At 68.8% G+C, this 11,343-nt stretch carries 10 protein-coding genes; 4 read left to right on the top strand and 6 right to left on the bottom strand.

The window, feature by feature from the left end; translation table 11 throughout:
* Window positions 1–574: 574 nt before the first annotated feature.
* From solA to Q9G87_RS57850, 6 genes are all read right to left on the bottom strand, one after another.
* Window positions 575–1,765 (bottom strand): N-methyl-L-tryptophan oxidase, encoded by a 1,191-nt coding sequence (gene solA / locus Q9G87_RS57875; RefSeq protein ID WP_305925224.1) that lies wholly within the window; start codon window positions 1,763–1,765, stop codon window positions 575–577.
* Window positions 1,762–3,327, bottom strand: a complete 1,566-nt coding sequence (locus Q9G87_RS57870; protein WP_305925223.1) for an NAD-dependent succinate-semialdehyde dehydrogenase — start codon at window positions 3,325–3,327, stop codon at window positions 1,762–1,764. The genes solA and Q9G87_RS57870 overlap by 4 nt, the downstream gene beginning before the upstream one ends.
* A complete protein-coding gene (locus Q9G87_RS57865; RefSeq protein ID WP_305925222.1) occupies window positions 3,269–4,531 on the bottom strand; it encodes an aminotransferase family protein in 1,263 nt (420 codons plus the stop codon). The genes Q9G87_RS57870 and Q9G87_RS57865 overlap by 59 nt, the downstream gene beginning before the upstream one ends.
* Window positions 4,532–4,589: 58 nt before the next feature.
* Window positions 4,590–5,003 (bottom strand): hypothetical protein, encoded by a 414-nt coding sequence (locus tag Q9G87_RS57860; RefSeq protein WP_305925221.1) that lies wholly within the window; start codon window positions 5,001–5,003, stop codon window positions 4,590–4,592.
* 81 nt (window positions 5,004–5,084) lie between these two features.
* Complete coding sequence (locus Q9G87_RS57855; protein WP_305925220.1) at window positions 5,085–5,636, bottom strand: GNAT family N-acetyltransferase; 552 nt, start codon at window positions 5,634–5,636, stop codon at window positions 5,085–5,087.
* Window positions 5,633–6,883 carry a cation diffusion facilitator family transporter gene (locus tag Q9G87_RS57850; RefSeq protein ID WP_305925219.1) on the bottom strand — a complete coding sequence of 417 codons (1,251 nt, stop codon included), beginning with the start codon at window positions 6,881–6,883 and terminating at the stop codon, window positions 5,633–5,635. Before Q9G87_RS57850 ends, Q9G87_RS57855 begins: the two co-directional genes overlap by 4 nt.
* A 508-nt stretch (window positions 6,884–7,391) precedes the next feature.
* Here Q9G87_RS57850 and Q9G87_RS57845 point away from each other — a divergent pair.
* From Q9G87_RS57845 to Q9G87_RS57830, 4 genes are read left to right on the top strand one after another with little or no spacing between them, the layout of a single operon-like run.
* Entirely contained in the window at window positions 7,392–8,066 is a 675-nt protein-coding gene (locus Q9G87_RS57845) for a haloacid dehalogenase type II (RefSeq protein ID WP_305925218.1), read from the top strand.
* A gap of 18 nt (window positions 8,067–8,084) precedes the next feature.
* A complete protein-coding gene (locus tag Q9G87_RS57840; protein ID WP_305925217.1) occupies window positions 8,085–9,365 on the top strand; it encodes an NAD(P)/FAD-dependent oxidoreductase in 1,281 nt (426 codons plus the stop codon).
* Between the two features lie 37 nt (window positions 9,366–9,402).
* On the top strand, window positions 9,403–10,347 hold the full coding sequence (locus Q9G87_RS57835) for an ABC transporter permease (RefSeq protein WP_305925216.1): 945 nt from the start codon (window positions 9,403–9,405) through the stop codon (window positions 10,345–10,347).
* Window positions 10,334–11,254 carry an ABC transporter permease gene (locus Q9G87_RS57830; protein WP_305925215.1) on the top strand — a complete coding sequence of 307 codons (921 nt, stop codon included), beginning with the start codon at window positions 10,334–10,336 and terminating at the stop codon, window positions 11,252–11,254. The genes Q9G87_RS57835 and Q9G87_RS57830 overlap by 14 nt, the downstream gene beginning before the upstream one ends.
* The last annotated feature ends 89 nt before the right edge of the window (window positions 11,255–11,343 follow it).

Here is an 11,343-nt window from a genome sequence, read left to right as displayed (position 1 = left end):
CAGGCCCCGCCGCGACACCACACCCGTCACCCGTCTCTACGTCCGAGGCAAGGGCACCCAGCCCGACGGACGTTAAGCATCTCCCGATGACAAACGGTTAAGCATGTCCTGGGACCTCACATTGACAGCTACGACATCCATGGGTCGTCGGTGACGCTGGCGAGGTGCATGCTCGGGACAAGCCGCACGCATGTCAACGACACACAGCCGCCGAATCCCACCACGGGCACCTACCGAGCACGTACACCGAGAGGTTCCGAGGCGAACGCAGGGCAACCGCTGTGTGGCCCGGCCGACCGCGCCTGCGTGGAGGCCGCGGGTGGACGACTAATCCGTGGATCTTGTCTAGGTGGTTGCCGCGGAGGTCTGTGGATTGGGGTGGTCGTCCTTGCTTTACCGGCGATCCGGCCGGGAGAGCTGGCGGCGACCTTCGGCCGGATGCCGCCCCACGGTACGAGAACTGCAGTGCGGCCAGCCAGCCCGGGAGGTCTACCGCTCGGGCTGCTCGACTTCGCAGAGCGCTTTCCCCTGATGATCGAGTCGCTCAGCCGGCCGCCCGGGCTAGGCGATCTGCTCACACCGTCGCGGAGCGGCCCGGTGCGAATTGCCGAATACTGGCCTCGGTGACGCCGTCCACAAGGAGGTCGGCCAGGGCCTCGCCGACCGCCGGTGCGTACTTGAATCCTCCGCCGGAGAATCCGACGGCGACCGCGAGGTGCGCGGCGCCCGGGAGCAGCCCGACGACGGGTCGGCCATCCTCTGTGTACGACTCCACGTGCACCGAGGTCTGCACAGGACGCGGGTTGAGTTGGGGTAGCCAGCGCGCGACGACATCGCGGACCTCCGCCATGTGGTCGGCGGTGAGGTAGGGATTCGGCCGTGCCGGGTCGGCCACCTCTGGGTGCGGGCGGCTCTTCACCCCGATCTTTACCGTGGCGCCGTCCAGGCTGGGAAAGCCGTAGATGGAGGCACCGTCCGGCATGGCGACGCGTTCGAAGACTGGAAAGCGCTCCGTGCCGTACAGCGACGGATCGTCCGGTACGAACCATGTCTGCGCCAGCCGACGGGCGGTCAGCCCAGCCACTCCGATAGCCTCCCGCAGTCCGTCCGGCAGCAGCGTGGCAGCCCAGGCGCCGGGGGCGAGGACCACCGCGTCGAACGTCTCGCTGTGCGGTCGATCCGCGCTGCTTCGGTAGGTCAGCCTGACAGTCTCGGATCTTAAGTCGATGTCGAGGATCTCGGTATCGTGGTGCACCGTTGCCCCGAGCGCCGCGACCTGTTCGACCGCTGCGAGGATTGCCAGCTCGGGTCGGAGAAAGCCGGTCGCGGGGTCCTGGACGGCGATGTCCTCGTCGTCGACGGTGTGCTGGGGGAAGCGCTGCCGCAAGTCGTGTGCGTCGAGGATGCGATGAGCCAGCCCCCAGTTCTCACAGCTGGTCACGGCTTGCCGGACAGAGGTACTGCTGGCGGGGCCGAGGATCAGTCCTCCGGTCTGCTCGAGCAGACGTCGTCCGGTCGCGTCCTCCAGCTGACGCCATAGCTGCTCGGCCCGGAGAACCAGCGGCGGCAGGTCGGGGTCGGCCATGCTGATGACCGCGAACCGGCGGCTCTGCCCGCCGGAGGCCCCGCGGTGGTGCGGGACGCCCCAGCGATCGAAGGCATGCACCTCCAGGCCGCGCTCGGCCAGCTGCCAGGCGGCCATGCTCCCCACCGCCCCGGCCCCGATGACCGCCGCCCTCCTTCGAGCGGTTTCGACGAGCCTCATGAGGCCAGCGCCGGGGCGGCGAGGTACTTGAGGTTCTGGTACTCGACAAGTCCTTCGGCGCCGCCTTCCCGGCCGATCCCGGACTCCTTGATCCCGCCGAACGGCGCGGCCACGTGGGACAGCAGCCCCCGATTGATGCCGACCATGCCACTGTCCAACCGGCCTGCGACCCGGGCGATCCGGTCGCTGTCACGCGCCACCAGGTATGCCGCGAGCCCGAACGGGGTGTCATTGGCCAGCGCCACCCCCTCGTCCTCCGTCCGGAACCGGCGGATGCCCGCGACCGGGGCGAAGACCTCCTCCTGCTGCAGGAGAGCGTCGGCGCTGAGGTGATCCAGCACCACCGGGGCGAACCAGCTGCCGGCTCCGTCGGGCGCGCCGGCACGCCCCAGAAGCGTCGCCCCTTTCGCGACGGCGTCGCCGACCAGCCGGTCGGCCTTGGCGACCGCGCGGTCATCGATGAGCGGGCCGAGGTCGACGTCCGAGGTTCCCAATCCGACCCTGATCGCGGTGAGGGCCTCGGTGAGGCGGGCCGCGAACTCGTCGGCCACCGGTTCCTGGACGAGGAACCGGTTGGCCGCCACGCACGACTGACCCCCGAGGCGCATCTTGGCGATGACCGCCTCACGGACCGCGAGGTCGAGGTCGGCGTCGTCGAAGACCAGGAATGGCGCGTTGCCGCCGAGCTCCATCGACGTACGCAGCACGTGCGCGCCAGCCTGCTGCAGCAGCAGTTTCCCGACGGGCGTGGACCCGGTGAAGGACACCTTCCGCAGCCGTGGGTCGGCGATGAGGGTGCCGCAGACCGCCGCCGGGTCCGTGGTGGTGACCACCGTGAGGACTCCTGCGGGGACCCCCGCATCCTGTGCGAGCTGTGCGAGGGCCAGCGTGGTGAGCGGGGTGAGCTCGGCCGGTTTCAGCACGACTGTGCAGCCGGCGGCCAGGGCAGGCGCGGCCTTGCGGGTGGCCATTGCCAGCGGCACGTTCCACGGGGTGATGAGCAGGCAGGGGCCGACCGGGCGCGGGACGGTGACGATGTGCCAGCTGCCGTCGGGGGTCGGGGTGCTACGGCCGGAGCTGCGAACCGCCTCCTCTGCGTACCAGCGGACGTACTCGGCGGCGTAACGGACCTCGCCGCGCGCCTCGGCGAGAGTCTTGCCGACCTCGAGGGTGATGAGGACCGCCAAGCGCTCCTCGTCGGCGAGCATCGCCTCGTAGAGCCGGTGCAGGATGTCCGCCCGCCGCCGGGTCGGGGTGGCCGCCCAGGCGGGGAACGCGTCGTTCGCCGCGGTCAGCGCGAGCAGGGCGTCATCCGGTTCGCAGTCGGCGACGGCGGCGACCGGACGGCCGAGCGCGGGATCGGCGACGGCGAAGGTCCGCCAGGAGCGCGGCGCCGTCCACTCGGCGGCCAGGAAGCCATCGGGCAGCGACGCGGCTGCGGTCTCCGTGAGGTCGCGGTGCCGAGCAATGTCAGCCGGCCGCAGCGCCGACGCCTGCGCGGGCTCAGGCGGATTCGAGGGTACGGGCTCGGTCGAGAGCGGACTTGAGGACGTCGGCGGCACGGGAGATCTCCTCGGCGGTGATGACGAACGGGGGACTGACGTGCAGGGAGTTGTCGGCCAGCAGCCGGGTGAGGACGCCCCCCTCCCGCGCGGCGCGCAGTACGGGACGTGCATCGACGTCAGGGGCGAGCTGGACGGCCGCGAGCAGCCCGGTACCGGCCCGGACGTCGACGACGGTTTCGTGGTCACGCAGCGGGGTGAGGGCCTGAGCCAGGACGGGCTCGAGGTTCAGGACGCGCTCCAGCAGACCTTCCTCCTCAAGGATGCTCAGGTTCACCTCGGCGGCGACGCAGGCCGCGGCGTGGCCCGAGTACGTCAGACCGTGGCGGAAGGTCGGGGCGTCGGGGGTTTCTGCGAAGAAGGGCTCCCAGATGCGCCGGGACACCAGCACGCCGCCCAACGGCAGGTAGCCCGAAGTGATGCCTTTGGCCATGGTGAGGAGGTCCGGCTCGATACCGAATCGCTGGCAGGCGAACCACTGCCCGACACGCCCGAAGCCGGTGATGACCTCGTCGGCGATGAGCAGGATGTCCAGGCGTCGGCACATTTCGGCCAGCCCGGTGAGGTAGCCGGGCGGGGGCAGCAGTACGCCTCCGGTGCCGATGATCGGTTCGGCGATGAAGGCGGCGACGTTGTCGGGGCCGAGCCGGAGCAGCTCCGCCTCGGTGGCGGCCAGGTCGTTCCATGGCACGCGGGCGGTCTCGGGGATGAGCGAGTCGCTGCCGTACCCGTCGCGGTTGCTCTGGATGCCCGTGATGCTCGTACCGAACCCGTGCAGACCGTGGTAAGCGTGCTGGCGGGAGACGATGACGCGCTTGCCGGGCCGCCCGGCCACCTGCCAGTGCCGACGCGCGAGCTTGCAAGCGGTGTCGACGGAGTCGGAGCCGCCGCTGGTGAGGAAGACCTTCGCGTCGGGAATGGGACTCAGCCCTGCGAGGCGCTCGGCGAGCCGGATGGCAGGGCGGTTGGCCATGCCCTGGAACAGGTGGTACGTCTCCAGGACGTTCATCTGCTGACGAACGGCGTCGGCGATGCGGGTTCGGCCGTGTCCGACATTGGCGTGCCACAAGCCGGCCGGCAGGTCGAGCAGGTCCTGGCCGTCCTCGGTGCGCACCGAGGCCCCCTGCCCCGACGCGATGACCGTGAGGGTTTCCTCGATGGTGGACATCGCGGTCTGCGGATGCCACAGGCTGGTGCTCGTCAAGAAATGCTCCTCATCACATCGGGGAGGGGACTGTGGGTGGTGGCGGGAAGGGTGCGGGTCAGGCGGCGACCACGACGTCCTCGACGACCTCGGCGTGGATGTGCAGCATCCGGGCCACCAGGCCGTTGCCGCGGGTGAACTTTAGGTCCTCCGGCGCCACGGGGGCGTCCGCGCCAGTGAAGAATGCGGCACCTTGGTCCATCGACTTGTCGGACTTGTCATCGGGGTAGAGCGGGTTGATCGTGTTCTCGATCTTCGGCCACAGGGCCCGGGCGGCCTCGGTGCTCTCGAACTCCAGCGTCATCACCAGCGTGTTCGGAATGAGCTCCCCGGCACACTCGCGCAGAACCGAGCCCCCGAGGTAGCCGGGGTGACCCTCGAGGCTGCGCAGCCAGTCGACGAGGCTGGTGCGGGCATCCTCGATCTTGGTGGGCTCGGCAACGAAGATGAAGACGTCACGACGCTTGGACATGGTGTTCTCCTGTCTCGCCAGTACGGTCAGGGTGGGAATGAGGACTGCGCAGCGACACGACGCTGGGGCACAGCGCAGAAGTCACTGAGGGGAACGCGGCAGGTCGTAGAAGACCGCGCCGCTGGCCCCCTGCGTGTCGTCATGGACGAGCAGGGCGCCGAAGGACTCCCACAAGGCGATGGCGCCAGGGGAGTGGCGATAGGTGTGCAGAGCGATGGCCTGGTAGTGCCCCTCCTGGTCCGCGCGGTCGAGAATCGCTCGGACCAGGGCCCCGGCGATGCCTTTGCGGCGGGCGTCTTTGCGGACGTAGATGCGTACGAGCTGGCCGTGCCGGCCGTCCTCGTACCGGTTGACGACGTGTTGCGGGGTGAGGCCGGGCTTCAATCGTCCGCTGCGGATCCCGCCCGTCGCCAGGACCTCACCCGTGCTGTTGTCGGTCACCACCAGGAGGAAGGGACCGTTTCCCGGGGCGTAGTGGGTCATTGGGTCGTCGACGTCGGCGTGGATCTGCGGGTCGTAGGCGTCGCCGAAATCCTCGGCGATGCTACGCCGCATCACCGATTGGGCGCCGGGCAGGGTGCGCTCGCTCAGCGGGTGGATCGACCATCCTGCCGAGCCGTCCACGGGCGTCACCGCGCGTCCTGCGTGGCGAGCTTGGTCCGGTACGCCTCCCGGGCTTCCTTCGAGGCGTGGTGGCCGGACAACTCGTGGAGGCCGTCGGGCATCATGCCGTTGACGGTGGGGTGGATGTGGACGGTGACCCGATCCAGGTTGCCCACCGCGTGCATCAGGGAGTGCTGCACATTCTCGGCCACGTCGTGGGCCTCGGTCACGCTCAGCCCGGAGTCGATGCCGATCTCGGCGTCGCCCTCCATGCGGTGGCCCGACCAGCGGACGCGGACCTCGCCGACGGTCACGACGCCGTCGACGTCGGCGATGGTGGTGCGCATCCGGTCGATCGTCCCCGGCTCCACGCCGTCCATGAGACGGCGGATGATGATGACTAGGGAGTTGATCAGGATGCCGCTGATCGCCAGGGCGATGAGGAGGCCGACGATGGCGTCGGCGCGGTCGAACCCGAGCCACACGCCGATCACGCCGGCGACGACGGCGATCGAGGTGTATCCGTCGGCGCGGGCGTGCTGGCCCTCGGCGATCAGCGCAGCGGAGCCGATGCGACGGCCGGTCCGGATGCGGTACACGGCCACCATCTCGTTGCCGAGGAAGCCGACGAGCCCTGCGGCGAAGACCCACCACAGGTTGGTCAGCGGGTGCGGGTTGAGCAGCGCGTCGATCGACTCCCAGATGATCAGCACGATCGAGGCGACGATGACCAGGGAGATGAACAACCCGACCAGGTCCTCGGCGCGCCGGTAACCATAGGAGTACTTCTTGGTCGCCGCGCGCCGGCCCAGCCGGAAGGCGATGATCAGGGGGATCGTGGTCGCCGCGTGCCCCAGATTGTGGATGGTATCGGCCAGCAGGGCGATCGAGCCGGATACGGCGACGATGACCATCTGCGCGATCGCGGTGGCCATCATGCCGGCCAGCCCGATCCAGGCCGTGCGGATCCCGTCCTGGGCCGACTCCTCGGCGGTCTGGATCGCGTCGTTGGCGTCGTGGGCATGCGGGATCAGCGTGTGCTTGATCCGCGCCCACAGGCCGGTCCCGTGGTCGTGGCCATGGTCGTGACCGTGCCCATGCCCATGTCCGTGCCCATGGTCGGTTGTGGCCGACGCCTCGGCCGCGTGGTGATCGTGGTCGGAGTGTCCGTGTTCGCGGTCATGGCCGTGCCCGTGGCCGTTCACGACGGCGGGGGCGTCATCGTGTGGGTGGCCATGGCCGTGGCCGTGATCGTCTGCGGTAGTGGAAGCTCGCATCGAGAGTCCGTTCATGCCGGCGGAGAGGGAGTCGCGGGACCGAGAGGGTGCGTCGCGGGACCGAGAGGGTGAGTCCGCGGGGCTGGGAGAGTGAGTCGCGGGACCGGGAGAGAGGGGCGGTCGGCTGCCGAGTGGCGTCTGCCGCGCCATCACATCTTGTCCACAACAGCCAGCGATGGTCAACTGTTGTCAACAATATTCCTGCGATGAGGAGCGTGCAGGAGGTGCGGAAATCAGAACTTATACCTGGCAACTAGCGTCTGAAGATCGATGAAATCCGGGGAAACATACTCTTTACAAGCATGCGGCTCTGAATTGTTGACAACAGAGAATCGGATGCTTAGCGTTCCAGACACCACGCCGCCGGCCGCCTCGGGCGGCTCGCACCGGTCGTGATATCTCGCCGCTTCGCCGACGGCTCGCTCGCACCGACGGGCTCCGGCTCTCACCGGACCGACCACCGACGCTCCTACTCCCACCGGACCGACCCCCACCGGAGGAACTGCTCGTGGACCTGACCAGCGTGCGCCCTAAATACATCACCTTCGACTGCTATGGGACGCTGACCAGCTTCGACCTCAACCTCACCGTCAAGCCGCTGGTCGCCGACCGGATCTCCGAGGAGGACATGCCGCTCTTCCTCAAGGACTACCGCGCATATCGAATGGACGAGGTGCTCGGCGAGTTCAAGCTCTATCCCGACGTGCTCAAGGACTCCTTCAGGCGCACCTGCGAACGCTGGGGCATCGGCTACCGTCCCTCCGACGGCGAGGCGATCGTGGCCTGCGTGCCGACCTGGGGTCCTCATGCAGACGTTCCCCCGGCCCTGGCCAAGCTCGCCGACGCCTACCCTCTGGTGATTCTGTCCAACGCCGTCGACGAGACGCTGCAGCACAATGTCGACAAGCTCGGTGCCCCCTTCTACAAGGTGTTCACCGCCGAGCAGGCCAGGGCGTACAAGCCGCGCTACCAGGCCTTCGAGTACATGCTCGACCAGCTGGGCTGCGAACGCGACGAGATCGTCCACGTCTCCTCGCACATCTGGTACGACCTGATCCCCGCCCACGAACTGCGGATCCCGCACAAGATCTACGTCAACCGCGGCTACGACCCCTCCACGCCTTTCTACCAGTACGCCGAAACCGCCGACCTGTCCGGCGTACCGGCTGTGCTGGGTCTCTGAGATCGCAAGGAGGACGTCGTGAAGCTGACCAGCTACTGGCTCGACACCGCCGAACCGGCCGGCGACTTCCGCCGCACCGAGCTGCCTGAGCACGTCGATGTCGCGGTCATCGGTGCCGGGTTGACCGGCCTGTCCGCCGCGCTGCATCTTGCCCGCCGCAATGCCAGCGTCGCCGTACTGGAGTCGCACACCGTGGGCTGGGGGGCATCCGGCCGCAACGGCGGCATGGCCACGACCGGCCTGGCCATCTCCTTCCCCGCCGCCGTCAAGCGGTACGGCCCGGAGCGTGCGACAGCGATGTTCACCGCCTACGACGACGCGATCGACACCGTCGAGAAGATCGTCACTGACGAGGAGATCGCCTGCGACTTCGAGCGCTCCGGCAAGCTCACCCTGGCCGCCAAACCGGCGCACTACGCCGCTCTGGAGCGTTCGGCGGAGATGATCGAGAAACTCGTCGGCCGCTCGGTTCAGCTGGTCCCCCGCGGCCGTATGCGGGACGAGCTCGGCAGCGACCGCTATCACGGTGCGCAGGTCGACCCGAACGGGGCGGGCGCCCACGTCGGGAAGCTGGTCATGGGGCTGGCCCGCGCCGCGGTCGGACATGGGGCCCTGGTGGCGGAGAACGCCGCGGTAACCGGCGTCCGCCGCGTCGGTCCGGGCAACAGTCATCGGGTGCAGACCACGCGCGGCGTCCTGACCGCCTCCGACGTACTCATCGCCACCAGCGGGTACACGGGGTCGCTGACTCCGTGGCTGCGCCGCCGCATCGTGCCGGTGGGCAGTTTCATCGTCGTCACCGAACCTCTGCCTGACGACCTTGTCGCCCACCTCATGCCGCACCGGCGGATGGCGTCGGACACCAAGAACCTGCTGTACTACTTCCGTCCCACGCCCGACAACCGGTTACTGTTCGGCGGGCGGGCCCGGTTCGCCCTGTCGGACGCCCAGTCGGACCTCAAAAGCGGCGAGATCCTGCGCAAGGCCATCACCGAGGTGTTCCCGCGGCTGCGTGAGGTCCGGCTGGACTACTGCTGGGGCGGGCTGGTCGACATGACGATGGATCAGATGGTTCACGCCGGCGTACGGGACGGGATGCACTACTCCGTCGGCTACAGCGGCCACGGGGTCCAGATGGCCACCCACATGGGCAAGGTCATGGCCGACGTCATCGGCGGGGACCCCACCGTCAACCCCTGGCAGGGGCTGGCGTTCCCTCCGGTTCCCGGTCACTTCGGGCCGCCCTGGTTCCTGCCGGCCGCCGGGGCGTTCTTCCGTGCGCTCGACGCCGTGCGCTGATCGATCCGCGAACGTGTGACGACCCGGAGGTTCCCGAGTGTTGTACGTGCTGAGACGGTTCGCCGTCCTCGTGACGACCCTGCTGGTCGCCTCTTTCCTGGTGTTCCTCATCCCCTACGTCACGCCCGGGGACCCGGCCGCGCGGATCCTGCGGGCCCGGGTGGGCGACCTGGTCCAAGACCCGGAGTCGCTGGCCCGCCTCCGGGTCGAGTACGGACTGGACCGTCCGCTGCTCCAGCAGTACCTGTCCTGGCTGGGCTCAGCGCTCCAGGGTGATCTCGGCCGGTCGTTCACCAACGGCACGGAGGTTCTCCCTCAGCTGATGCGGGCGTTGTCGGTCACCGCCTCGATCGCCGTCATCGCCCTCCTACTCGCCCTATTGGTGGCGCTCCCTCTGGGAGCCGTCTGCGCCGTACGGCGTGGAACGATGCTCGACGGGGCGATCACCGGCATCACGCAGGCATTCGTGGCCGTACCGGAGTACTGGCTCGGCCCGGTCCTGGTTCTGGTGTTCGCCCTGGAGCTCGACGCCCTGCCCTCCTCCGGCTGGCATGGGGTGGAGTCAATGGTGCTTCCCTGCCTGACCGTGGCGCTGCGGCCGATGAGTTACTTCACCCAGGTCGCTCGCGCGTCGATGATCGAGGTACTCGAGGCGCCCTACATCACCGCCGCCCGCGGTCGCGGGCTGAGCTTCGCCCAGACCATGCTGCGTCACGGGCTGCGCAATTCCGTCCTGCCGGTCCTGACCCTGTTCGCGGTCTGGCTGGCCGGCCTGCTCGGCGGGTCGGTCGTCGTCGAGGTGATCTTCGCTGTGCCCGGGGTCGGGCGGCTGATGTACGACGCGGTCATCAACAACGACGTCCCACTCATCCAGGGTGGGGTCGTGGCGGTCGTCGGCCTGGCCGTGCTCATCACCACCCTCACCGATGTCCTTTACACCGCCATCAACCCGAACGCGAGGACAAGCCGTGTCCGTGCTTGACGTCTTCGGAGACGACGCCCGCCGCGACGAACCCGGCGCCGCGCCTCCGCCGGCACCGGTCGAGACCGCCGCCGCCCCGGCTCGCCGCCGGCGCGCAAAGTGGCCGCCGGCATTGCTGGCAGGATCCATCCTGTTCGGGGTGATCGCCACGCTCCTGCTGCTCGCACCGTGGCTGGCGCCCTATCCGCCTGCTCAGCAGGACCTCGTCGCGCGCCTGGAAGGCAGCTCCGCGGCTCACCTGCTGGGCACCGACCACCTGGGCCGTGACGTGCTCAGCAGGCTGCTGGACGGGGGCCGGTTCTCTCTGGCCGTCGCCTCGGTCACGCTGGTGATCTGCGCCGTCACCGGCACTTTCGTGGGGTTCGTCGTCGCGCGACGAGGTGGCTGGCTGGACACCGTCGTCATGCGCGTCACCGACATCCTGCTCGCCTTCCCCGAGATGGTGGTCGCGCTCTTCCTCGTCGCGGTCCTCGGCACCGGTGACCTGACGCTGCTGCTCGCCCTGACCATCGGCGGGTGGACACCGTTCTGCCGGCTGGCCCGCGGCGTCGCGCTCGAAATCAACGGCCGTGACTTCATCGAAGCGGCTCAGGCTCTGGGCTGCTCGGGGTGGTTCATCATCCGCCGCCACCTGCTTCCCAACGCCCTGCCCCCGTTGCTAGCCCACGCGGCAGTGCGTTTCGGCCACAAGCTCATCACCGTCGGCGCCCTGTCCTTCCTGGGACTCGGCGTCCAGCCGCCGTTCTCCGACTGGGGGTCGATGTTGTCCGAGGCCATTCCCTATCTCGACCGCTCGCCGCTACTGGTCCTGGCACCCGGTGCCGCGATCTTCATAGCCGCTCTCAGTGTCACACTCGCCGGTCGTGGTCTGGAGACACACCGAGCCCGTACAGGCCGGGCCTCGTGACCTGCGGAGCACCGCTGCACCCGCGCGGCGGTCAGACTGGAAATGCTCACCCGCTCCTGCGACTAAAGGGCGTGATCGGTGAGAACGGA

Source organism: Nonomuraea turcica, from assembly GCF_030718205.1.
In the GTDB taxonomy this organism is placed as follows: domain Bacteria; phylum Actinomycetota; class Actinomycetes; order Streptosporangiales; family Streptosporangiaceae; genus Nonomuraea.
Note: the sequence above shows the minus strand (reverse complement) of the source record. Positions and strands in the feature narration are given on the sequence as shown.

Coding starts and splice junctions, on each gene's coding strand:
- solA (WP_305925224.1), bottom strand. CDS start 1,765: ATGAGGCTCGTCGAAACCGCTCGAAGGAGGGCGGCGGTCATCGGGGCC.
- Q9G87_RS57860 (WP_305925221.1), bottom strand. CDS start 5,003: ATGTCCAAGCGTCGTGACGTCTTCATCTTCGTTGCCGAGCCCACCAAG.
- Q9G87_RS57850 (WP_305925219.1), bottom strand. CDS start 6,883: ATGCGAGCTTCCACTACCGCAGACGATCACGGCCACGGCCATGGCCAC.